Origin of the sequence: Humisphaera borealis, from assembly GCF_015169395.1 — a bacterium.
GTDB lineage: Bacteria > Planctomycetota > Phycisphaerae > Tepidisphaerales > Tepidisphaeraceae > Humisphaera > Humisphaera borealis.
The window spans coordinates 1,195,069-1,219,087 of sequence record NZ_CP063458.1 but is presented as its reverse complement, the minus strand read 5'-3'; the positions used below and the strand labels follow the sequence as shown (position 1 = coordinate 1,219,087).

General features: G+C 59.9%; 21 protein-coding genes. All 21 read left to right on the top strand.

Annotation, left to right across the window (positions count from 1 at the left end):
- The first annotated feature begins 9 nt into the window (after positions 1 to 9).
- The 21 genes from IPV69_RS04570 (at position 10) to IPV69_RS04470 (ending at position 23,960) form a co-directional block, all read left to right on the top strand.
- Positions 10 to 684: a class I SAM-dependent methyltransferase gene (locus IPV69_RS04570; protein WP_315853149.1), complete on the top strand. Its 675-nt coding sequence runs from the start codon at positions 10 to 12 to the stop codon at positions 682 to 684.
- A gap of 118 nt (positions 685 to 802) precedes the next feature.
- A complete protein-coding gene (locus IPV69_RS04565; protein WP_206293735.1) occupies positions 803 to 1,708 on the top strand; it encodes an FkbM family methyltransferase in 906 nt (301 codons plus the stop codon).
- Positions 1,705 to 2,865 (top strand): glycosyltransferase, encoded by a 1,161-nt coding sequence (locus IPV69_RS27815; RefSeq protein ID WP_390884374.1) that lies wholly within the window; start codon positions 1,705 to 1,707, stop codon positions 2,863 to 2,865. Before IPV69_RS04565 ends, IPV69_RS27815 begins: the two co-directional genes overlap by 4 nt.
- Before the next feature lie 225 nt (positions 2,866 to 3,090).
- Positions 3,091 to 3,972, top strand: a complete 882-nt coding sequence (locus IPV69_RS04555; RefSeq protein ID WP_206293733.1) for a glycosyltransferase family 4 protein — start codon at positions 3,091 to 3,093, stop codon at positions 3,970 to 3,972.
- Positions 3,969 to 4,967, top strand: coding sequence for a glycosyltransferase family 2 protein (locus IPV69_RS04550; RefSeq protein WP_206293732.1), 999 nt, complete (start codon positions 3,969 to 3,971; stop codon positions 4,965 to 4,967). The genes IPV69_RS04555 and IPV69_RS04550 overlap by 4 nt, the downstream gene beginning before the upstream one ends.
- Positions 4,954 to 5,703 carry a class I SAM-dependent methyltransferase gene (locus IPV69_RS27810; protein ID WP_390884373.1) on the top strand — a complete coding sequence of 250 codons (750 nt, stop codon included), beginning with the start codon at positions 4,954 to 4,956 and terminating at the stop codon, positions 5,701 to 5,703. Before IPV69_RS04550 ends, IPV69_RS27810 begins: the two co-directional genes overlap by 14 nt.
- Entirely contained in the window at positions 5,700 to 6,782 is a 1,083-nt protein-coding gene (locus tag IPV69_RS04540) for a glycosyltransferase family 4 protein (protein WP_206293730.1), read from the top strand. The genes IPV69_RS27810 and IPV69_RS04540 overlap by 4 nt, the downstream gene beginning before the upstream one ends.
- 14 nt (positions 6,783 to 6,796) lie before the next feature.
- On the top strand, positions 6,797 to 7,939 hold the full coding sequence (locus IPV69_RS04535; RefSeq protein ID WP_206293729.1) for an acyltransferase family protein: 1,143 nt from the start codon (positions 6,797 to 6,799) through the stop codon (positions 7,937 to 7,939).
- Positions 7,939 to 9,141: a glycosyltransferase family 4 protein gene (locus IPV69_RS27805; protein WP_206293728.1), complete on the top strand. Its 1,203-nt coding sequence runs from the start codon at positions 7,939 to 7,941 to the stop codon at positions 9,139 to 9,141. Before IPV69_RS04535 ends, IPV69_RS27805 begins: the two co-directional genes overlap by 1 nt.
- Positions 9,141 to 9,971 (top strand): FkbM family methyltransferase, encoded by an 831-nt coding sequence (locus IPV69_RS04525; protein WP_206293727.1) that lies wholly within the window; start codon positions 9,141 to 9,143, stop codon positions 9,969 to 9,971. The genes IPV69_RS27805 and IPV69_RS04525 overlap by 1 nt, the downstream gene beginning before the upstream one ends.
- Positions 9,972 to 10,238: 267 nt before the next feature.
- The gene (locus tag IPV69_RS04520; RefSeq protein ID WP_206293726.1) at positions 10,239 to 11,165 is read left to right on the top strand and encodes an MBOAT family O-acyltransferase; all 927 of its coding nucleotides are present in this window, start codon (positions 10,239 to 10,241) and stop codon (positions 11,163 to 11,165) included.
- A gap of 187 nt (positions 11,166 to 11,352) precedes the next feature.
- The gene (locus tag IPV69_RS04515; RefSeq protein ID WP_206293725.1) at positions 11,353 to 12,303 is read left to right on the top strand and encodes a hypothetical protein; all 951 of its coding nucleotides are present in this window, start codon (positions 11,353 to 11,355) and stop codon (positions 12,301 to 12,303) included.
- On the top strand, positions 12,300 to 13,484 hold the full coding sequence (locus IPV69_RS04510; RefSeq protein WP_206293724.1) for a glycosyltransferase: 1,185 nt from the start codon (positions 12,300 to 12,302) through the stop codon (positions 13,482 to 13,484). Before IPV69_RS04515 ends, IPV69_RS04510 begins: the two co-directional genes overlap by 4 nt.
- Positions 13,481 to 14,626, top strand: a complete 1,146-nt coding sequence (locus tag IPV69_RS04505) for a glycosyltransferase family 4 protein (protein WP_261361989.1) — start codon at positions 13,481 to 13,483, stop codon at positions 14,624 to 14,626. The genes IPV69_RS04510 and IPV69_RS04505 overlap by 4 nt, the downstream gene beginning before the upstream one ends.
- Before the next feature lie 29 nt (positions 14,627 to 14,655).
- Entirely contained in the window at positions 14,656 to 15,804 is a 1,149-nt protein-coding gene (locus IPV69_RS04500) for a glycosyltransferase family 4 protein (RefSeq protein WP_206293722.1), read from the top strand.
- Positions 15,805 to 16,321: 517 nt separating this feature from the next.
- A complete protein-coding gene (locus IPV69_RS04495) occupies positions 16,322 to 16,984 on the top strand; it encodes an FkbM family methyltransferase (protein ID WP_206293721.1) in 663 nt (220 codons plus the stop codon).
- 234 nt (positions 16,985 to 17,218) lie between these two features.
- Positions 17,219 to 17,701, top strand: coding sequence for a hypothetical protein (locus IPV69_RS04490; protein WP_206293720.1), 483 nt, complete (start codon positions 17,219 to 17,221; stop codon positions 17,699 to 17,701).
- A gap of 136 nt (positions 17,702 to 17,837) precedes the next feature.
- Positions 17,838 to 18,989, top strand: a complete 1,152-nt coding sequence (locus tag IPV69_RS04485) for a glycosyltransferase (protein ID WP_206293719.1) — start codon at positions 17,838 to 17,840, stop codon at positions 18,987 to 18,989.
- A gap of 53 nt (positions 18,990 to 19,042) precedes the next feature.
- Positions 19,043 to 20,011, top strand: coding sequence for a GDP-mannose 4,6-dehydratase (locus IPV69_RS04480; protein WP_206293718.1), 969 nt, complete (start codon positions 19,043 to 19,045; stop codon positions 20,009 to 20,011).
- 99 nt (positions 20,012 to 20,110) lie between these two features.
- On the top strand, positions 20,111 to 21,364 hold the full coding sequence (locus IPV69_RS04475) for a glycosyltransferase family 4 protein (protein ID WP_206293717.1): 1,254 nt from the start codon (positions 20,111 to 20,113) through the stop codon (positions 21,362 to 21,364).
- Positions 21,365 to 21,761: 397 nt separating this feature from the next.
- The gene (locus IPV69_RS04470) at positions 21,762 to 23,960 is read left to right on the top strand and encodes a GumC family protein (protein WP_206293716.1); all 2,199 of its coding nucleotides are present in this window, start codon (positions 21,762 to 21,764) and stop codon (positions 23,958 to 23,960) included.
- Positions 23,961 to 24,019 lie beyond the last annotated feature (59 nt).

Sequence of the window (24,019 nt, the reverse complement as noted above, 5' to 3'; positions counted from 1 at the left end):
CCACTCAATATGATCCTTGGCCCCAGTTCCTTACCGACGATTTATCGCATCGCCCGGAGCGCTGCTCAGCGAATCTTCAGGATGTCACATAGTCTGGATGACTGGTGGGTTCGACGAGCCGTTGCAAAAGCTGCGGGGAGGCGATGCATAGGCATCCCGACTTACACCTCCCCATCCGAACTGGCCGTCCTCTATAAGCTCGCGGTGTCGACCCCGTCAGGCTCAACCGCCGTAGAAATTGGCTCTCACCTTGGCGCGTCCGCGTGCTTTCTGGCTGCAGGGCTTCGCGAGGTAAATGGGGTATTGTATTGCGTTGACACTTGGAACAACGATGCGATGGGATCAGAGCCCACTATAGACACGTACGCAACATTCACCGACAATATCAAGGATTTAGTGGACATCATTCGGCCGGTGAGAATGAACAGTGCTCACATTAGTCGGGAGGACCTGCCCAAATCGCTCGAACTCGTGTTTATTGATGGCGATCACGAGTATTCCGCAGCGGCTAAGGACGTGGAAGTCACCGCATGGCGCGTCCGACCAGGTGGCGTCATGGTTTTTCACGACAGTGTAGGAACCACCGGGGTAGGACGCGCGATCGGCGAACTGCTCGCCACCGGAAATTGGGTTTTAGCTGGCCAGGTTCATCTAACTACGTGGCTTCGCCGAGTGCCGAATTGATGCGACATGAGGACGTTGCGGCTTCCTTGCATGAGGGCGATAGAACGCGCTTCCTTCTGTCCGGCGGCGATAATCTTGGCCGTGCGTTGGATCGCACGATGTCAAGGAGTTGAAACACATGCTTCGTTTCCTAGCAATCTCGCTGAGAAAGATCAAGGGCATCATCGGAGCGATCCCATCGATCCGATCCGCCTATATGGTTGCCGACCGACAGTTGCACCTAATTCGCGAGCAGCTTTGGATCCACGCTCTCCGCTTTGACCCACGGTACCAAGACAGTCGCGCTGTGACGCGACATGGCTTTAAGGTGTATTCCCAGAACGACGAGGACGGCATACTGGAACAGATCTTCGCCCGCATCGGGTCCGGCAGCGAGAGTTTCGTCGAGATAGGCGTGGGGAACGGGCTGGAGAACAACACCGCGTACCTGATGCAGAAGGGATGGTCGGGGGTCTGGATAGATGCTAGTGCTTCTAATGCAAGCTACATTACGGCAGAGTTTGCGCAGTTGATTGCATCGAAACGCTTGAAATTTTTGCAATCCTTTGTGACTGCAGAGTGCGTGGACGAACTTCTGGTATCAGCCGGAGTTCCAAACGAAGTTGACCTTCTGAGCTTAGACATTGACGGAAACGAGTGGTGGGTTTGGGAGGCGCTGCGTAGGGTCCACCCGCGCGTGGTCGTCGTCGAGTACAACGCCGGCTTGGGGCCTTCACTCGATTGGGTGATGCCATATGATGCGAAGTTCTGCAACTCGGGCACCAGAGCGCACGGGGCGAGCCTGAAGGCATTCGAGCGACTTGCTCGCAAGAGGGGCTATCGGTTGGTCGGCTGCAACTGGACAGGCGTCAATGCCTTCTTCGTCCGTGACGATTTGGACGTCAACGCGTTTCCAGCCAACGACTCCGCAGAGTACCACTACGAACCCGCGCGATACTATTTTGGCCCGTTTTTCGGTGGCTACCCGGCAGACCCACGTGAGTTTGATGCTATTCCCGTCAAGTCGGAGGTGCTCGGCCAATGATCGGACTAGTTTGGAACGCGCCCGTCCGCTTAATGGAAATCTCGGTGCGATTTGAGTTGTACGTCGAGGGGTTGCGCGCCCTCGGGATGCCATGCCTCACCATCTGCCCGACCGGCACCGAGTCTGGGTATCCTTATCCGACGCGCGCCTTCGGTAGTGAGCGGGAGCTAGTCGATCCAAATTTCTGGCGTCTGTCAGGGTGCCGGGCCGCTGTATTCATCACCTGGCACCGAATGACAGAACTAATGGCGGCAGCTAGATTGGCTGGATTGCGGGTGCTTTCAATAACAGACTCTGACGGCCATGTCAGTCCGAGACTTCACCAATGGTCCACATTCCGATACATGACATTCCTTCAGCCGACCTTTCGAGGGAAATTGGGCGCGACCAAGCATTGGTTGGACCGAGCCATATTCCGCGCCAGCGAAGAACATCGAGCACTGGTCGCAAATACGGCGGCCGCAGATATCACGACATTCGGTGGACTAGGGCCCGCGGACGAGTTCCGCCACCTACTTCGTCGGATCGGTGCCGGAGAGTTGGCTGAGCGAGTCAATTGGCTTCCCTACCCGGTTCCACATAGCTTCTGTTCACGCGAACTATCGACGGGTCGGCTGGATCGAATCATCGCGATCGGTCGTTGGAATTCACCGCAAAAGAATGCTGCATTACTCGCTTCTACTGTTCGTCAATTGAGTAATAGGGGCTCACGATCTAGGATTGTGATTATCGGCCAAGGGGCGAAGGAGCGATTCTCGGTCCTCGCTCGTCAGGTTCGTAACGTTCAGGTGCTGGGAGTGCAGCCACGTGAGCGGATCCGGGATCTGATGGCAGAATCCCGGACACTACTCCTCTCATCCCGATGGGAGGGGTCACCCATCGTCGCGAATGAAATGCTAGCACTTGGCGGTACAGTCGTCGGTACTCCAATCCCCTCCATTTCGGGACTAGTGGCCGAAACAGCGTATGGGAGGGTTAGTAGCTACCACAACCCCCACTCACTTGCTGCCGCAGTCTCGAAGGAGTCGGATGCATGGGACCGTGGCGAGCGTAATCCTCAGGCGATCGCGGCATACTGGCGGCCGCTAGTCAGCCCCGTAGGAGTGGCACAAAGGCTGCTCGCCCTTTTGAGCCTTCCCATAGTCCACCGAGCCTAAGGAAATGATGTGAACGTTGGCGTGGATATTCTGCCGGGGGTTCAGGCGGGCGTTGGCCGGTGGCAGCGAGAGACCCTCCGGCAGATGGCTCGTCGTTGGGATAGCATGGGCCTAGCCGCGGTGACGGCATTCTCGTTTGGGACTCGCTATCCACGGCCCGAGTGGATGCCGCCGGAGATCAGATACGCGACTACTTGGGTGCCGGGGCGTGGCCAGTCAGGGCTAATGAACTACTTCACAATGCCTGTTGAGCGGATCCGCCAACTAGGTGTGGTAGACGTCGTTCTCGGGATGAACCTAAACGCTTTACGGACTAAAGCTCCGCTGCTTCAAGCCGTCGCGGACGTTTCCTGGCGGACGTTCGGTAAGCAGTACCGCACCACATTCAACGACACTCAGATAGAGCTCGCTGAACGAGCGATTCGTGGCGCCGATCACATCATTACAATTAGTCGCACTTCCGCCGAGGCCCTGCACCATGGCGGCCTCGCGCCATCGAAAGTCACAGTGGCTCCCTTGGGTGTCGGGGATGAGTTTTGGAACGTCTCTGCCGTCAACGTCGCTCGGATCCGATCCACTTACCGTCTTCCGGATGCATTCGTGCTGTACGTTGGAGGCATTAACGAGCGTAAGAATATTCCCGTTCTCATCGCAGCGTTGGAAAAGTTGGGAGGGGTGGTGCCACTGGTGTTGGCTGGCCCAACTCCCGCCGAACCGCTCGCATTCTGGGGGCTTGATCGCCCGTGGGTACGCCACATTGGATACATCCCAGAGGGAGATGTACCCCCGCTCTACGCTGCCGCCACCATTAAGGTGTTCCCGTCCAAGTTGGAGGGGTACGGCCTTCCATTGGTTGAGGCGATGGCGGTCGGCACTCCAGTCCTGGCAGCGGACATTCCGGTGTTCCGTGAAATTGGTGGCGACGGTGCCTGCTTTTTTCCCCCCGATGATCCGCTGACCCTCGCACACTTGATTCAGATGGCGATTGGGTCGCGTGGCTTTCGGGACGAGTATCGAGGGCGGGGACGCGAGGTGGCCGCACTGCAAACTTGGGCCGAGTATGGGCGATGTCTCCTTACCGCCTTGCGTGCTGCCGGACATCAATGATTCACCAGCGCGCACAACTTTCGACGCTACAGTACACTGTGGTGATCGCCTCCTTCCGAAGGCCAAAGCTTCTTCTCCAAACGATTGACCAACTTATGCCGCAGGTCGGCCCCGAAGGTGAGGTGATCGTCGTCGAACAGGCGCCACTCAGGGATCTTCGTCCGGAGCTCTCGCAGTATGATCGACTAATCTACGTCGTTCTGCCCAGACCGGGCACAGTAGCTGCAAGAAATCACGCAATCACCATCGCTCGAGGTGACATTCTGATTTTCGTGGACGACGACGTCATTTCCCCCGCCGGGTTCATCGCGGCCCACCTGGCTGAATACCGAGATCCGACGGTAGGGGGAGTTGCCGGCCGGGTTGTTGACTTGGCCCGACAGTCGGTGGGCAACCTTGATCCGCGAGCCCTTGACGCGGTTGACGGCTGGCGGTGGACCACGTACGACCACTTCATTGAGCTCGACGTTTCACACGCGCCGACTTGCAATCTCTCGCTTCGTCGGAATGCGGTGTTACAGGCGGGAAGCTTCGATCCTCTGTTCCAGCTAGCATGGCGGGAGGACAGCGATCTCTGTTTTCGGGTACGAGCGATGGGATACCGGCTCGTGTACCGCCCAGCCGCCTGGCTGACTCACCTAAGCGCAAATGAAGGAGGTACGCGGGAGGGGAGAGCAGTCGGACTACTCGCGAGAGAGTTGCAAATGTACCGAAAGCATTACCTCCACTACAGAGACAATCTGTGTTTCTTGCTCAAACATTTTCAAGGTCCTAAGCGCTCGCGCTGGATCATTGATGCATACCGAACCTATGTCGGTTTATCGTATCAACCGTGGCGGCTATTAGCAAAAAACTGCGCATTCTTGATTGCGCTATGGGATGCCACCCGGTTGATCCGCTTCCGCAAACATTCGTGCGCGGATCCGCAGGCACCAAACGCTTCACTGTCCGCAGATACCGCACGAAACTTTCGAGGTACTAATGCTGCAGGCTAACGCGGACCGTTTGGTCGGGATCTTGGCCGGGACTGATCTAGTCTTGGATGTCGGTGGGTGGGCCTGTCCATTCAACCGAGCTCAGTGGATTTTGGACGCTGAACCTTACGAGACCCGCGGCTATTACCGCACTTTTGGTGGCCCTACTCACCAAGGCGGCGATAAGGAGTTCTTTTCCTCCGCCACTTGGGTCCAGCGAGACATCTGTGCGAGAGAAAGGTGGCCGTTCGCGGACAAGCAATTTGATTTCGCAGTCTGCTCGCACACTCTTGAGGACCTGCGGGATCCGCTCTGGGTCTGCTCCGAGCTTATCCGAGTCGCGAAGCGCGGGTACTTGGAGGTGCCGTCACGGGAATGGGAGACCTGCCGCGGGGCGGAACATCCTCGGTTAGCAGGACTGTCACACCACCGCTGGTTGATCGACATCGAAGGCAATCGGATTCGTTTTCTCCAGAAGTTCCACCTCATACACTCGCACTGGAGTTACTCATTCCCCGCGTCGCACCTTAGCCGGATGCCGCTCGAACGCACGGTCAAATGGATCTGGTGGCAGGACGGGTTCGAATTCGAGGAGTTGACCATTCACGGCCTCGACAATCAGCGCGCAGCGCTTCGGGAATATGTACAGTCCGTTGCGCCCTATTCTGCTGCTCGATTGCGTTTTGACCGCGGATGTCATCGTCTCAACTCGCTGGGTTCACGCGTGCGCAGGCGGATCGGAAGGATGTTTGGGTGAGGCGTACGGTCCTGCACATCACCCCCGCGCTCTTTGGCCATGCCGGAGCGTACGGCGGGGCGGAGCGGTATTCGTTTGAGCTGGCGCGTCACATGGCCCGGGTGGCCGACACGACGCTAATCAGCTTCGGCGATCAGCCTTCGCGCTTCACGACGGGCGATGGCCTAACGGTTCAGGTACTTGGCCCGGCTTGGCGAGCGCGCGGGCAACGTTTCAATCGGTTCCATTGCGGCATCGTCCGCGCCGTCGCGGAGGCCGATGTGGTACATTGCCACCAGCCCCACACGCTCGCGGCGGAACTCGCCGCAATGTTGGCCCGCATTTCTGGGCGAGGGGTGTTTGCCTCGGACCTCGGCGGAGGCGGGTGGGGATTCTCATCCTATTTGAAGACAGACCAATGGTTTCACGGACACCTGCACATTAGTCAATACAGTCTAAGGACTGCCGCGCATGAGACTCGACCCGGCGCTGGGGTAATCTACGGCGGTGTAGACACCGCGATGTTCTCACCAAACCCAGTCATCCCGAAAGAGCCGCTCGTTGTCTTCGTTGGGCGACTTATGCCGCATAAGGGCGTGAACGACCTGATCGATGCCCTTCCTAAAGGGATGACTTTGGAGCTCATTGGTCGACCCTACAATGCCACATATCAGAGGGATCTGAAACGACTGGCAGCCAGAAAGCGCGTGTTGTTCCGACACGACTGTACGGATGGCGATATCGTGACGGCGTACCAGCGAGCTGTGTGTGTGGTACTTCCAAGCGTCTATCGAGACTGCTATGGCAATGAGTCGAAGGTGCCTGAACTGCTCGGCCAGACACCACTGGAAGGGATGGCTTGCGGGACGCCGGCGATCGTGACGAACGTCGCGAGCCTGCCGGAAGTGGTCGCAGACGGCGAGACCGGGTTCGTAGTGCCCCCGAACGACCCGGCGGCACTTCGCGCGCGTCTCGAACTCCTGCGCGACAACCCGACCGCAGTGACAACGATGGGTGAGGCCGGTCGCCGTCGTGTGCTGGACCGGTTCACCTGGTCCGGCACGGTGGCGCGGTGCCTTGAAGCCTACACCGCACGCTGACCGGCGCAACAATAATGCCCGCCCACGCGCTCCGTCCGACCGCCGAAATCGTCTCGCTGACCGCCCTTCGCGGCGTCCTCGCGTCGTGGGTGGTGGTGTACCACTTCTGGAACGACGTCCTTGTGCTATTCCCGGGCGCGGATGCTTTCTCGCCGCTGGCCCGGTGTGGCCATATGGCGGTCCCAGCGTTCTTCATGCTCAGCGGGTTCGTTCTCGCGCACACCTACACCGACAATCTCGCCACTCTGTCGGCCCACCGCGTGTTCGTTTTCCTGTTGCGCCGCCTAGCCCGCATCTACCCAGTTCACCTGGTGACACTGCTCGCGGTGGGGGCGATGGTGTACGTGAGCGAACGGGCCGGGTTCCGGCTCACGGACGCCGGCTATACGAGTCGCGACTTCGCCCTGAACCTGCTCGTGGTGCATACTTGGGTGCCGCACTTCTCGCTAAACTGGAACTACCCATCGTGGTCGATCAGTTCAGAGTGGTTCGCGTACCTACTGTTCCCGTTTGCCGTGTCGCTGGGGACTCGGCTAGGGCTGACAGCCCGTCTTCCCGCGATGGCCCTCGCCGTGTTCGGTGCCGCCGGGTCGGTCGGGATAGGCCTTTTCTGGCGGCCGTGGCCGTTCTACGAGTTGGTGCTGGTCGTCCCGACGTTTCTGGCGGGGGTGGTGCTGTGCTGGTCGGTCCGCAACGGTGAACCGGTGACCGGTCCGGCGGCCCAATGGGCGTCGTTGGCGCTGGTGGCGGTGATGGCAGCGTGTTGCTTCGTGCCCGACGCGTCAGTGGTAGTTGGGCTACTGATGTGTCTGCCGTTGCTGCTGATCGCGGTTCTGGCCCGGGCTGGGGCTGGGTGCCATCCACTCTGGACCGCCACCACTGTAGCGTTTGTCGGTGAGGTCTCGTACGCGCTCTATATGACGCACACGCTGGCCCAAAAAGTGGCGTACAAGTTGCTTCCATCCGCGCGGTTCGCCGATGCTGGCGTCGTCACGCGCGTCGGGGTGCTAGCAGTTTACCTTGCGCTGATCGTAGCCTGCTGTTTGGCCACCTACTACCTGGTGGAGCGCCCGTGCCGCCGGTGGTTCCGTCGCTCGGCACGTCAGGAGACCGGGGCGGGTACCGCGCAGCCAGCGCACGCAGGCGCGGGGGCGTGATGCGCGTTCTCATCGCGACACGGCATCTCAGCATTGTTGGCGGTGTCGAAACGTATCTCCGTGCGGTGCTCCCGCGGCTCCGGGACTACGGGTTCGACCTCGCGGTCCTGGCCGAACACGGCGAACCGTCCGGAGGCGTGGTCTCGGGCGTCCCCGGGGTGCCGGTATGGCTCGCTGGAGCCGGGGCGATCGCAGAAGTGGAGCGATGGGTGCCGGACGTGGTGTACGCGCACGGGCTAGGTGACCCGAACCTTGAAGCGGCGCTCGCGGACCGATTTCCAACTGTGTTGTACGCGCACAATTATCAGGGTACCTGCGTGAGCGGGACCAAATGCCAGACGCGGCCCGAGTTCGCGCCGTGCGCGCGGGTCCTAGGGCCGGGGTGCCTGGCGGCGTACTTACCACGCGGGTGCGGTGGCCGGAACCCGGTCACGATGCTGAGCTTGTACCGGTCCCAGCGCCGAAGCAGGTCGAACCTAGGGCGCTACCGGGCAGTGCTGGTCGCGAGCGCGCACATGGCCGCAGAGTTCCGGCGGCACGGGGCGCCCGAAGACCGGCTCCGGTTGGTACCTCTGTTCCCGCCCGACGCTGTACCCGACCCCAAACCGCCCGAATCGCGGCAGCGCTCGGACCGGGTCCTATTCGTCGGCCGGGTCACCGTGCAGAAGGGGCTTCGGCACTTAATCGAAGCGGTGCCTATTGCGTCTGCCAGAATCGGCCGTCCGCTCACTCTGGTCGTCGCCGGCGATGGTCCGGATCGCGGCGCGGCCGAATCCGAAGCGAAGCGTCATGGCGTACCGGTCGAATTCTTGGGGTGGGTCGATTCGGCCCGTCGGACAGGGGAAATGCGAGGGGCCGACGTGCTCTTGGTGCCGAGCGTATGGCCCGAACCGTTCGGACTGGTGGGTGTCGAAGCTGGGTGCGTGGGCCTACCCGCCGTTGGGTACGCTACTGGCGGCATTCCGGACTGGCTCTCGCCTGGGGTATCGGGCGAATCCGCGCCCGGCGAAAGGCCGGACCCAAAGGAATTGGCCGCGGCGTTGGTCCGGGCACTGTCATCAGAAAAGCACTTGCAGCGGTTGCGAGTCGGGGCGCGGGAGATGGCGGCGAGGTTCACTCCAGAAGCACATCTCGCACAACTGATCGACGTGTTCCACGCGGTGTCACACGCCGGACGTCTAGCCGCGACGGGAGCGAAGTAATGTTCAAAAGGGTCGCCCGTGCCGTCGTCCCGGGGCCGCTACGCCGGTTCCTCCAGAAGCGCAAGCTCGATCGCCAGGTGGCCGCATACCCGCGGCGCGTGGTCCAGCACCGGTACGGCGACGCGATCCTGAAGGTCGAGTTGGCCGACGGCTTGGCCGACGGCTGGTACGACCATGACTGGGAGCCGCTCCCGGAACTGGCCGTGCTTGGGCGCGGGCGGCTTGGGGCCAAGGCACGTGTGTTCGATGTCGGTGCTCACCAAGGGGTAGTCGGGCTGATGCTGGGCCGCCGAGTTGGCTCGTCCGGGCAGGTGATAATCGTCGAACCAAACCCACATAACTTCGCGATGTGCAGGCGCAACGTTGAATTGAACGCGATGCCCTGGGTGGTGCCACTTCAGGCGGCTGTATCTGACCGCGTCGGGGTGCTCGCGTTCAGCGGCGGGCTGAACGGTGCCGCAGCCGAGGTCAGTGACTACGGCGGCGTAATCGACGTCCCCGCGGTTACCTTAGATACTCTCACCGCCGAGTACGGCGCACCGGACGTGGTATTCGTGGACGTCGAGGGGTATGAGTGCCGAGCGCTAGCCGCCGCGTTCGCAACGTTTGCCGCCGCTCCAGATTGGTTCGTGGAGGTCCATGTGGGGTGCGGATTGGAAGCTGCGGGGGGATCAGTTGAGGAGGTTTTGGGCCGGTTCCCGGAAAGCGAGTTCAAGCGGTTCGTTCACTCCGAAGGGGATAAGGAGGCGATACCGCTCGGTTCCGCACCTGCGGAAAAGTTCTCCGCCCGGTTTTTCCTGACGGCGTTGCACCGGACGGCCGGAGTGTAGCGCGGCACGATGATCTTCAACACATTCGTCTACTACTTCTTGTTCCTTGTGCCGGGCGCTGCGCTCTTCCGGCTGGCCCCGGCACGGGGGCGGCCATGGGTGTGTTCCCTCACCGGCGTAGCATTCTTTGTCTACTTCTCCGCAGTGCAGTTCGGCGGTTGGTGGGGAGCCGCGTGCATTCTGATCTTTCTCTGGGAAGCGACGTTCCGATCGCTGTACGGGCCGCGATCGCGGGCGTGTCTGTTCGGAATTCTGATCAGTGTCGCGGTGCTTGGGGTGTTTAAGTACTGGAACTTTGTAACCGGGTTAGTGACCGGCCCACTTGGTACAAACCCGGTACGGTGGGAAGAAGCATTCCTTCCCCTTGGCGTGTCATTCTTCACATTTGAGTTTATCCATTACGCGTCCGACCGATATCGCGGGAAAGTGGAGCCGGGGACGTTCGCCGAGTACCTCGCGTTCATATTCTTCTTCCCGACAATGGTGGCTGGGCCGATCAAGCGGTTCCAAGACTTCGCACCGTGCCTGCGGAACCCGTCCGCCGAGTGGGCGACCGACTGGAACCGCGGGATAACTCGCATCCTCACAGGGCTAGTAAAGAAGTTTGCGGTCGCAGACCTACTAACCAGCGTCACGGACCACTTGAACCGAGCCGACATCGCACAGGCCGAACGATGGGTACTACCGGTATGGCTGTTCGCCTACGGGTGGAAGATCTACTTCGACTTCTCAGCGTACTCGGACATCGCCATCGGCTCTGGCCGGCTGTTCGGAGTGAAGATCCCCGAGAACTTCGACTGGCCATACTTCCGCACCAACATCGCGGAGTTCTGGCGGCACTGGCACATGTCGCTGTACAAGTGGCTGCTCGACTATCTGTTCATTCCGCTCGGCGGATCACGCGGGTCGACTGTATTCACATGCCGCAACGTGATGGTGGTGATGCTCGTGAGCGGCATCTGGCACGGAGCCGGGCTCAACTTTGTCGTTTGGGGCGCATGGCACGGCCTGCTGTTGGTGATTCATCGGCTATGGTCCCGGCGCGGCGGGACGACCGACCCGCGACCTGAGTCGCGAGCCGAAAAACTTGGAGGTTGGCTACTCACCTACATCGCGGTAAACGCGGGCTGGGCGTTCTTCGCGATGGACCTAGAAACGGCAATGTTCTTCTTCCACCGGGTGGTTGTCGGATGAACTCAGTTCTGTGGCTGAAACGTTTGCTTGAGTACCTAGGCGGTGAGGATGACGAACGCCCTAAGGGGCTGCCGGTAGGCCTCCGGTCACCGCTCTGGGGTGTATGGTGGGGACTGCTCGCGTGTGCCATCATCGCGTTTTGCGGGCAGTCCTCGAAGTTCATCTACATCGACTTCTAGGCAGATTCATGACGTTTCGTCCCCTCGCCCTTCAGCTTGCACTCGCAACCTGCGCTCTGATTGCTTTGAACATCGGGGTGGCGCGTTTGGCGCGAAAGTCGGTCCCACGTCAATTACTCGACCGCTCCGAGCGTTCCAAACCGGCGACCGACTTGTTTCTCGGGAACTCGACGATGGCCGCAGGGTTGGATGAAATGGCGTTCGCGGCCGCTCAACCTGGGTCACGACCACTTAATTTAGGCCTCGGGGCGACCAAACCGATCGAGCATTACCTGATTTACCGGCAGCAGGACCGGCACCGCGGCGGCGCCCTTTACTATGGGTTCCTCGACACTCAACTCACTGATCCCCCGGACAGCGGTTGGAGCTTTCTGTTCGGAAACCGCGCAATGGGTTATTACGTCGAAACCGAGACAGCGGCCGAGTTCTACTTCCCGAATGACCCCACGAGACAGGCGGCGTTCCGCGCGGTGGCCCAGATCCCTGTGCTCGTCGAGCGGTCCGCGATTTGGGCAAAGGTCGAGCTTGTACGCCGGTCGCTGGGCGAGATCGGCCTGCCGAAGAAGGAATCGAACCTGTTCGGTCGCGTCGAGGACTTCTCGCTGCTCGAAGCTGACCGCGGGGTATTCGCGCTGCATTGCGCTCGTGCTACCGAGGCGCGAGCCCCGCTGGCGCCGTCAGTCGCGGCCTTGCTTGCGATGGCGCGCGATCGCAGCGCGCCTGTTTGGGTGATCGAAATGCCGGTTACGGAACAGCACCGACGCCGATTATACAACACGCCCGCCTGGGCCGCATACCGAGCCCACATCGTGGAACTGGTTAGCGCCGCCGGCGGTCGCTACGTGCAGGCGGCCGATTGGATCGGTGATGATGGGTTCGCGGATCACCTGCACCTGAACGCTGCCGGCGCGGCCGCTTTCTCCGCACGGCTCGCTATTGATACGCGGGAGCGCCGGTGAACGAGCCGACCCGCTGGGCCATACTGACCGGCGAGTTCCCACCGCAGTCCGGTGGGGTCGCCGACTACACCTCACAACTCGCCGCGGGGTTGGCCGCAGCCGGCGACGACGTGCGCGTGTACGCTCCGGTATACGCCACTGGTATCGCTGAGTGCCGAGGCGTGTGCGTCGTTCGACTGTGCGACCACTTTGGCCCTCGTGGACTCGCTTTGCTTGACCGGGCGCTGGCACTCGATCCGCCGGACCGAATGCTTATCCAGTACGTCCCCCACGCATTCGGAATGAAAGCGATGAACCTGCCGTTCGCGGTGTGGATCGCAGCCCGGGCTCGGCGCCACGCCGTCTGGTTAATGTTCCACGAGGTCGCGTTTCCATTCGGCTGGCGACCGAAACATATCGCGCTGGCCACGGCACATCGCGCTATGGCGCGGCTGGTTTTGGCAGCGGCCCAACGCGTTTTTGTCACAGTCCCTGGATGGACCGCGATCCTTCGGCACTGCGGGCTCCGTGACAAGTCGGCCGAATGGCTCCCGGTGCCATCGAACGTGCCCGCGCTGTTCAACGACGCCGAGGTCGAAGCCATTCGAGCCCGAGTTCTGCCCTCCGGCACTGGTCGGCTGGTCGGACATTTCGGAACCTTCGGCAAACCGATCACCGACATTCTGGAACCTGTGCTTGCACGGCTGCTGCGAGGGGACCCTTCGCTCTCCGTCCTGCTGTTCGGCAGGGGCTCGCAGGCGTTTCTCGATCGATTTGTCGCGGCGATGCCGGATTGGAGAACTCGCGTGGTGGCGGCCGGGGAACTCGAACCGCAATCCGTCGCAGCGCACATCCGCGCTTGCGAAGTGATGGTGCTGCCTTTCCCAGATGGTGTTAGCAGCCGTCGAACCACGGCGATGGCGGCGTTGTCAAACGGTACCGCGTTGGTATCGAACGGCGGGCACCTGACGGAGCCGTTCTGGGCGATGTGCGGGTGTATCGCGATGGCTCCCAAACCGGACCCCGATGGGATCGCCGCGGCAACGAGCGCCGTGCTCGCGCTCCCGTCTGCTGATCGCCGCTCACTGGGCGCGCGGGCGGCGGATCTTTACCGTTCTCAGTTCAGTGTCGAGCGTGTCATCGAGCGGCTTCGTAATCCGAGCCCAGCAACAGGAAAAACCCGTCGACTCGGGTATGCATGACTGGAATCCGTTCTTCCCGAACCTCAAGGCTCCGTATCGCGTTTGTTGTCCACGACTACAATCGCCACATCGGACACTCTCGCTACGTGGTCGAGCTTGCGACACGATTTCACCACGATCATGAGGTTCACGTCTTCACCAACACCGTTGACGCCACTGATACCCCAGGTATCACGTTTCATCATGTTCCGGCTTGGCGGCCGAATGCGTTGGCGTCGATCCTGTCGTTTATTGTTCCCGCTACGCTGCTAGTTCGCGGTCCCTTCGACATTGTTCACGCGCAGGGACTGTGTGGCTTTCGCCACAACCTGACAACAGCACACATTTGCCAAAGAGCGTGGTTTGAGGGGCTTGAGCGGATGGGAATGCGACTTTCCTGGAGGCAGCGGTTGTTCAAAACCTTCGTCACGCCCTTGGAACGCCTAGCCTTGTGTCAGCCGGCGACGCGACGCGTGATCGCGGTGTCGGAGCGAATCCGTTTGGACCTCGCCGACGCCTACGGCCGGACGGAGGGCGTCGAAGTCATCTACCATGGGACAGACAATTCGACTTTTCGCCCGGACAATCGCACGCGGTTTCGGGATGAAGTCCGGGCTGATCTTGGGCTGTCCAACGACGGCTTCATGGCGTTGTACGTCGGCGACGTGAAAAAGGGCGCGGCGGCGGCGATCCGGGCGACAGAGAAGGTGCCGGGCGTAACCCTACTGATCGTCTCCAGCTCGGACGTGTCCTACGTCGAATCCCTCGCCGCGTCGCTCGGTGTCCAAGACCGGGTCGTCTTTAGCCCGCATTCGACGAGAGTTGAAAAATTGTTCGCGGCTGCTGACGCATTTGTATTTCCCACGATCTACGAGTCATTCGGCCTCGTGATCACCGAGGCTATGGCGTCGGGACTACCGGTCATCACCAACCGGGCGGCGGGCGCAGCCGAACTGATCGACGACGGCGTCAACGGACTGCTGACAGATGAACCCTGGGACATCGACCAGATCGCAAGGCATTTGGCCTGCCTGCGGGACAACCCACGGCTTCGATCAGAGATCGGCCTCGCGGCACGGGCAAAGGTCGAGGCTTACACTTGGGATCGAACAGCCCAACAGACCATGGCCGTCTACAGGAAGATTCTCCAGGAGCAAGCATGACTTCCGCGGCATCAATGGAACAGCTGCGAGTGCTCTTCTTCGTCGAAGGATTCACCGATATCAGGTTTGTCGTCGGACTTAGCCAGCTGTGCCATCTGACGATGGTCATTCCCGCCCGTACATACGAGGCAAGTTGCCTTAAGGAACGCGTCGCCACCAGCGGCGCGCGAGTCACTGTCGTCGAGATCGCTGGTGGGCGTGTCGAGTTCCAAGTGCGATCCTTCATCCAATTGCTGTCCCGCATCAGCGCTTTCGACGTTGTGCTGGCGCAAGAAGTGACGCGTGGCGCGCTAAACGCGAATCTGGCCGGACGACTATTGGGCGTCCCAGTAGTGAACTATATGGGGATCGCGCCCGTTGAATATTTTGCCTGCCGACGTGAGAGGCGTCAGATCAGCCTAGCGAAACACCTCCTGGGCAACGCGGTGATTCGGACCCTCCTTCACGTCAACGGGCGATTGACGTCCATGTGGCTCGCGATGGGACCTTACCTCAGGGATATCGGTAAGCACTATTGCAGCAACACGATCATCGGTCTTTACTACGGCGTTGACACAAACTTCTTTCGACCGGCCTGTGCCTCTGAACGGCGCGAGCTTCGGCGTAAGCACGATCTGCCGGAGAACGCGTTCCTGATCTTCCTTTCGAGTCGAATGAGTCACGAAAAAGACCCGGAAACTGTCCTGTTGGCGACTCACGCCGCCCGGCAGCGCGGACTACCGGCGGTCCTGCTCAACCTTGGGGGAGGCTATCGCGACTTTCTTTCGTTGGCAGAGAAAATGGGGCTTCCCGATCCGAAGCAGTGGGTGCTCGGTCGCCCGGCGGCTCACCCGATGACCGAGGTGGCGGACTACTTCCGTACCGCGGACGTCATGGCGTTGGCCTCGCTGGCCGAGGGTGCCGCGTATTCAACGCTTGAGGCACTGTCGTGTGCCACCCCGGTAGTCGCGACCGCCGTCGGCGGCATGGCAGTCCAACTCAACGGGCACGCGCGGCTCACCCCCCGTCAAGACCCTGACGCCATGGCCGCGGAATTCCTTTGGATCGCGAGTCACCCGGAAGAAGCCCGTTCACAGGCGCTCCGCGCCCGCGAGACCTATATCGTCCCCGACTGGGAACGCTCCAAGGCCTTTCGTGATTTGGGCGAAATTCTCGTGGCAGCCGGTGGTCGGCGGTGAAGTAGGCGATGGCGAACAACTCCTCCATATCGGCAGCGAAGTCCATGTTGGACCGATGTTCAGCCCGAAAACCCCAGCGTGTAGAGAGATAAACGTGTCGCTACAGCATCGAATGGCGTCTTCGTCCTGCGGAACTTGGGTAGTCCGTTGCGGATTCGTCGTTTGGCGTAACTCAAGATTCGGTCTGTCGGTCATTGCCGTTGTGGGTGGCTTAACACCGACCGTCTGCTCAATCCCCTCTGGGACTATCTCGGAAGGCATTTTCGGGCCTGCACCCATGCTCCGACTATCGACAGCTTACTTCACTGAACTGTGACGCTCGGGGGCATCCGGTCTACCAAGGCAATCGAAAATGTCAGACTTACGCTGGAAGGTCTCGGTCTTGCGGTCGCGGTGGCGAAATCGGCTGCGGTATCTGGTACGAGCGCCCTTCGTCTATAGAAATTGGTGGGCGTTACCACTGCCGAAACTGGGGGTCGGCGTCGTCTTACTGCTCCGCAACGGACTCAAGTACCTCGTGAGACCATCGACGACAGATCTTGCTGTAGTGAACGAGGCGAGCCTCGCGGACCCCTATGCCGTGGCGGGTATCACTCAGCTTCCCGCCGATGCGGTTGTGATTGACGTTGGTGCAAACATCGGCGACTTCACAATGAGTATCGCCCGCAGTTGTCCCAAGGGTCGTGTAGTGGCCATCGAGCCTGCCGCCGAGCATTGTCGAATGATCGAAGTGCAGAAGCTGCTAAACGGATTCGACCATGTGACCGTTGTGCGGACGGCACTCGGTGGAAGCGAGGGAGAAGTTCGTCTTCACGGCGCAGGAAGTCATTCCAGCGTGGGATTCGGCAATGGAACGGTCGAAACTGTCAGACAGACAACGCTCGGGAACCTGATGAGTGAGCTATCCATCTCTACTGTTTCCTTGCTCAAGCTCGATTGCGAGGGCGCGGAGTGGGAGATCATCCCGTCGTCTGAAGATGTGCTGCCTCAAATCCAACGGATTGTCATGGAGTTTCACTGTACCGGCGACTGGACGCCGGCTCGTTTGGCTGATTGGCTTCGAGCGAGGGGATTTGAAGTTGGCTACACCCCGGGTCTATGGAACGGGCTTCTCTGGGCTGTTCAGGGAACCAGTCCCGAACGGATTAAGGACGGCTCTCTGGACCCACCTGCTTTCTGATCGCACGACGGCAGGGCCAGGTTTCCGCGTCCGTGGTTTTACGTTTCATCGCGGTAGAAGATGCTGTCGCACGATCTCTCCAACTATCCGCCGAGAGACCCAATGACTTGACATTTCGTCGTTTGTTTGGCCTATCCAAGGAATCTGCCGAATCTGCCGAATCTGAAGTGTGGCCTTGCATTATCCAACACTCCGCCGCTTCGACTTTGCTCCGGGCGGCAGAAAGGGCGTCCCATGTGTTTCACACGACTTCAGGTCGGAGCACGCCTCGCCCGCGAACGCGCTTTTGATCGGTATGTCGCCCTCATCCAACATGAGACCGACTGGACGCCGGAAGAAGAGGCGGAGATGCAAGCAGTCGCGGCCAATCTGGGAAAGGCGCTACCTGAGATGACCGCCGAACGAAAGGTCATCGCCAAGGTTCGTGACCTTCAGCAGCGAGTCGCCGCAGGTGACGCACTGGGTGATCGCCGAGCTGCGGCACATCACGCTGTTCAAGACTTCGACAAAGAAACCGAGGCGCCGATTGAGCAGCGACGCGCCGACAGGTTTCGGCTCTACTTGGCCGAGTCCCGTCTTTCCGGTATCTGGAGTCAGGCGTGTCACGCCAGGAATGACCTGGCCAAGTTAATGCGGCAACATCCCCATCTTCTGGGCGATGTCTCGGTTCTGGTCACGGGAACCGTCCGAGCCCCGCGGGCGGTGCTCTCGGCCTGATCCTACGCCTGCGTTCTTGCCCAGTAGCCATCGACGGTGTTCTTGGCGTAGTCGATGGTTTCCTTCGCTTGCCGTCTGCCACTGAACCCTTTCCTGGCATGGCAACCGAACCCGGTTCATTTCTAGCAACGCCGTCATGTCTTCAAAGTTGCCTGGGCTGGCCGTATTGTGCGACTTCCGCGAGGAGCGCTGGGCCAGCATGGACCTCGCTGGCGAAATGCTCCTGGAGCAACTCGCCGGCGATTCGTCACTTGGCTTGACGCCTGCACGCATCTGTCCGCCGTTTCGTCGCCGGCTGACGAGATTGCCACCGCTCAGCGATCGCGGCGGCGCGGTCAACGCCGATCGGCTGCTCAACCGGCTTTGGGATTATCCGCGGTACGTCCACTCGATTCGCCAACGGTTCGACCTCTTCCATGTCGTCGATCACAGCTATAGCCAGCTGGTCCACGCACTGCCCGCTGATCGCACCGGGGTCTACTGCCACGACCTAGACACGTTTCGCTGCCTCGTTCGGCCGGATCTGGAGCCACGGCCGGCGTGGTTCAGGCGGATGGGGCGGCACATTCTCGCCGGAATGCAAAAGGCGGCCGTGGTGTTTCATTCAACGCTCGCCGTCCGCGAGCAGATTGTACACTCGGGCTGGATCGATCCCTCGCGGCTCGTGCATGCCCCGTACGGCACGTCGATCGAGTTCACATCGGTTGCTCCGGAGGTTGAACCGGCCGAAGATTTGCTCGCGTCGTCAGCAATCAGCGGGCATCCTCTCGTTCTCCACGTCGGAAGCTGCATCGCACGCAAACGCATCGATGTACTGCTGGAAGTCTTCTCGGAGGTTTCGCAAGTCAGGCCAGAGCTTCGACTCGTTCAGGTCGGCGGCACGTGGACGACAGAGCAAGTTAAACAGATTGCGAGGCTCGAAATAGGGCACAGGATCGTTCAGTTTCGCGGGCTAACCCGCCGGCAAATCGCGTCCCTCTACCGGCGCGCTGCACTGGTGCTTCAGCCCAGCGAAGCCGAGGGATTTGGGCTCCCTGTGATCGAAGCGCTCGCCTGTGGTGCCATCGTTGCTGCCAGCGACATTCCGGTCCTTCGAGAAGTGGGAGGGCCGGCGGCAATCTACAGCCCGGTAGGGCATGTTGATCAGTGGGTCGCTGCCGCGCTTCAACTGTTGAACGATTTTAGTGCGGCACCACTGCTGCCAGTGCGGCTCGACTGGGCGTCCCGTTACACTTGGCAAGCGCATGCCCGGACAATTGCAAATAGTTATCTCCAACTTCTGAGTTGACTCTATCGAGTACCCAGGCCCGTTAAGACAGACTGGCACAAGAACCAATAATTATGAAACGCGCGCTGATCACAGGAATCACCGGGCAGGATGGCTCCTATCTGGCAGAACTTCTCCTTTCGAAGGGGTACGAGGTCCACGCCATCGTGCGACGGGCGGCCTTCGAGGACCCTGAACATCGAATGGGTCGCCTCCGGCACATAGCAGATAGGCTGCAACTGCATTCCGGGTCACTCGAGAGCTATCCGAGTCTGTTCAAGATTGTTCAGCGCGTTCAACCGGATGAGTTCTATCACTTGGCGGCTCAAAGCTTCGTGAGCTACTCATTTGAGGATGAGTTTTCGACGCTACAGGGCAATCTGAACGGGACGCACTATGCACTGTCGGCGGTCAAGGAGGGGGCTCCGCATTGCCGCTTTTACTTTGCCGCGTCCAGCGAGATGTTCGGGAAGGTGAGAGAAGTTCCGCAGACGGAAACAACCCCCTTCTATCCGCGATCTGCCTACGGCATCAGCAAGTGTGCCGGCTTCGACCTGACGCGCAACTACCGCGAGGCATATGGAATTTTTGCTGCAAGCGGGATTCTGTACAACCACGAATCGCCTCGGCGCGGGTTTGAGTTCGTCACTCGTAAGATCACGAGTCATGCGGCGAAAATCAAGCGAGGGCTGGCGACGGAGGTCCGGCTGGGGAACCTCGATGCCCGCCGGGATTGGGGTCACGCGAAGGATTATGTCCGCGCCATGTGGCTTATGCTTCAGCAGCCGACGCCGGACGACTTTGTGATCGCGTCGGGCGAAACGAGGTCCGTGCGAGACTTCTGTGACGTCGCCTTTCGGTGTGTCGGGCTCGACTATCGCGACTATGTCAAGACCGATCCGAGGTTCTTCAGGCCTGCCGAGGTGGATGTTCTTCAGGGTGATCCGAGCAAGGCAAAATCCGTTCTCGGCTGGGAAAGGACCGTCGAATTTTCCGACATCGTGGCGGAGATGGTTGAAGAAGATTTGCGACGACTTGATTGAAGGCAAGCGACATTTGGTCATTGAGGTATTTTGCCGGCCAACAGTTCCAACACACTTGAGCGACAGGACCCGCCGGTGAGATTCGTGTTCTTGAACCCCGTGGCTGAGTTTGGCGGCGGCGAGCAAAGCCTGATTTCATGGATGAAAGCGGTTACCGAAGCTTTTCCCCAAGCCGAGATCGTTCTGATCGTACCAGCCTTGGGGCCGCTCGCCGATCGTGCTAGGGCCGGGGGAGTTCGAGTTGAAGTACTCCCAATCCCTGACGCGATCGCTGAGCTTGGCGATAGCACTGCGCGAGGGGGCCGACTTTCTGCATTAGCCGGTTTGCTCAGTCGAGTCCTCATCGCACTTCCAGCAGCATGGAAGTATGCTTTTCAGTTCCGCGCGATTCTCGCCAAGATGGCTCCTGACATCATCCACTCGAACGGCATAAAGAGCCATCTTGCGTTGTGGTTGGCATCAACCGGGAGGGGACGGAGCGGATCTGACGGCCCGCCGATTTTCTGGCACATTCATGACTTTATTGGACAACGCCCCCTGGTAGCCAAGGCACTGGGAATCATGGCATGGGGCGTGCGGGCAGCTGTAGCCGTCTCGGAAGCCGTGGCAAGTGATGCCCGCGCGGTGGCACCACAGCTTCCCATCCGCGTTATCCATAACGTTGTCGATCTGAATCGATTCTCGCCCGGCCCGGTCGATGGGAACTGGCTCGATCAACAGGCTGGCTTCCCGCCTGCAATACCTGGCACCATACGCGTTGTTCTCGTGGCGACTTACGCCCGTTGGAAAGGACAGGACGTCTTCCTGAAGGCTGCCGCAAAAGTGCTTCAGCAGAGTCAATCCTTCCCGATCTGGTTCTACATCGTAGGGGGACCGATCTACAAGACCGCCGGATCTCAGTTTTCTCGCGACGAGCTGCAGTCGCTCGCGACACAGCTTGGGGTACATGCGAGCGTAGGCTTTGTGGCGTACCAAAACCGTACGAATGACGTCTATCGCTCTGCTGACATTGTCGTTCATGCCAGCACACTGCCCGAACCGTTCGGACTCACAATTGTTGAGTCCATGGCGTGCGGTCGTGCCACCATTGTTTCGCAGGCTGGCGGTGCCGCCGAGCTATTCACCGATGGGCACGATGCCGTCGGCACTCGTCCAGGTGATGTAGGATCTCTCGCCTCGGCAATCATTCGCCTTGCCGGGGACTCTCCGCTTAGAGAGCGCATCGGGGAGAATGCTCGAAAATCGGTTGAAGCGAAGTTTAATCCCCAGTGCCTGCCAGAGAAGGTTTCGAAACTTTACGACCCCCTGTGGAAATCTGGGTTAACTGATGGCACGAACCGGCGCACCGAATGACGCCTATTCGGTCGGTCGAACGAACCTCGGTCCATAGAGCCCATTGGGCCAATAACTGTTGCCAAGTTTCGATGCGTTCCCAGCTTTTCGAAGGTCGCAACGGGGCTCGTAGCGTCTATTAGGTCTCAGGCGAATTGGCTCGGACTGACATCCGAATGTGGTATACTCCCGAAGGCCAGCCGGCATCCAGGCCCCTTTAAGACGCTTGCCGCTAGCATTGAAAGCGTTACCGAGACGGTCGGTAAGGCCAAAGGGGAGCACGACACGCTTTTTCATTTTGTTGCCAGGAAAGGTTTGTCGCCCTTGGCCGCGGTCGCTTAAAACGCGGCCATCGGCAAAGCCCGATAGGTTACTATCAGGTAGTTGAGTCGCGGGGCGTCGGTGCTAGGCCAGCGTAATGGAACGTTTTATGTCGAACTCTATCGTTCGTTCCGGGGGGGAGGAATCCGCAAACCAGGTTGCGGGTACCGCTGGCCCACAGATAAAGATTCCGCAGATCCTTTGGAACGGCCGCTGGATCATCCTGGTGATGATCGCATTGGGAGCCGGCGGGGGCTTCGCCTACTTGTCTCAGCAGATCGCGATCTACTCCAGCGGTTCCCAGATACTCATCGAATCAGAAGGCGTCAAGATCATTGAGAATGTCGACGGCGTCCGATCCCAGTCGGCCAACTACTTGCCGACGCAATGCGCCTTATTGAAATCATCACAAATCCTTGGACCGGTCGCCGAGTTGCCAGAGATCCAACAGATGAAGACGTTCGCGGGGACGGACAACCCAATCGGACGACTCAAGGCCGGCCTGACCGCCGAAGCGGGGGTGAAGGACGACCTGATCTACGTCAGCTTTGAATCGACAGAACCACAGGAGGCGGCCAGCGTGGTGAATGCGGTCGTAGGCTCATTCAAGGCCTATCACACCAATCGTCAGCGGTCGAACAACGCCGAGGTTCTCAAGATCCTGACCCGGGAGAAACGCGAGCGGGACGTGGAGCTCCAGGAGAAATCTCGAAAGATGCTCGCCTTCCGGCAGGCGCACCCTGGATTGATGCTGGATTCCAGCGGCAAGTCGGAGGTGCTCTTGGGGCAACTGCAGAAACTGTCCGATGCGCTCACCGTCGTTCGAATGGAGTACCTCGACGCCAAAGCCGCCTACGACGCAGTGCAGGCGATGGCGAAAGACCCCATGCGCATGGCGCAATGGCAGCAGCAGCAGCAGCAGACGACCGCCGACAACACCCCCTTGCGAGCAGAGGCACAACGGCTCGAACTTGAGTTGTCGATCTTTCGGCAGACGCTTCTTGCTGACCATCCCCGTGTGAAGGCCGCAGAATCACAGCTCGAGGCGATTCGCCAACGCATCTCCGCACAGTCCAACGAATCGTTCTCGGCACAGCGCACAAATGCTGAGCAGCGCATGGCGTTCGTGCAGATGCGCGAGGCTGAACTTGTAAAGTCTTCAGACGCTCTGCGAAATCAGGTGATGTCGCAGAACACGGAGGGTGCCGAGTTCATGCTCATGGAAGCTGAGGCCAAGCGGATCGAGAAGCTTTGCGATCTGCTCGACACGCGCATGAAGGAAGTGAAGATCACGGAGAATGTTCAGCCGTTGACCGTCACCGTATTGGAACCCGCTCGCGCCTCGATGATCCCCGTCAAGCCCAAGCGTGGAACGATCATGTTCCAGGCCATCATCGCTGGCTTGATGCTCGGCTGCGGCATCGCCTACCTGCGTGCGATGCTTGATAAGCGAATAGGGGTTCTGGACGAAGTTCCCGCCAAACTGAGAATGAGCGTCCTAGGTGTCTTGCCGCAGATGTCGGCGAGGGAAACGATTGGTGTGCGCGGGCAGAAGGTGGAACTAGACCCCATGTCCGATGAGGCGGAATCCTATCGCTCCATCCGCACTGCGATCAGCTTTGGCGCGTCAGATGTGAAGGCCAAGACTATCCTTGTCACCTCTTCTGTGCCCGGCGAAGGCAAGACGACTTCCGCGAGCAACCTTGCTATCGCTATGGCTCAGGCGGGAAAGCAAGTGCTGCTGATCGACTGCGACTTTCGACAGCCAATGCAGCATCGAGTGTTTGGCATCGAGGATGGTCTGGGAATCATCAGCGTCATTGCTGGACAAGCCCCTATCTCCAAAGCAGTCAAAGCCACATCCACCCCAGGCCTATTCCTATTGCCTTGTGGGCCGATTCCTCCCAACCCTGCGGAGATCCTGAGCGGCCGTACTTTTGCGCAGATTATCGCCAAGGCGAAGCAGCGATTCGACTGCATCATCATCGACTCGCCCCCCGTACTACCAGTGACGGATGCGCAAATCCTGGCGGCGTCTTGCGACATCACTGTGATCGTTGTCCGGATGCACAAGACGAAGTGGCGCGACGCCATCAGAGCTTCAGAGAGCCTGACGTCGGTCGGGTCGCGTCTGCTTGGGGTGGTTGTCAACGCCGTTCCACGCCATATGGGCAAGAACGGCTACTACGCCTACGGCAGCTACTCGTACGGCAACAGAAAGGCCGCAAAGCTCGCAATGAGGGCATCCAAAGATAAAGCCGAGGTGCGCGCCAAGGTTCGCCCGGCGACGGATTGATCTGCCCATGCATTGGCCTGGCGTATCACTGATCTGGCCTGAACGCGTTACGCCATTGC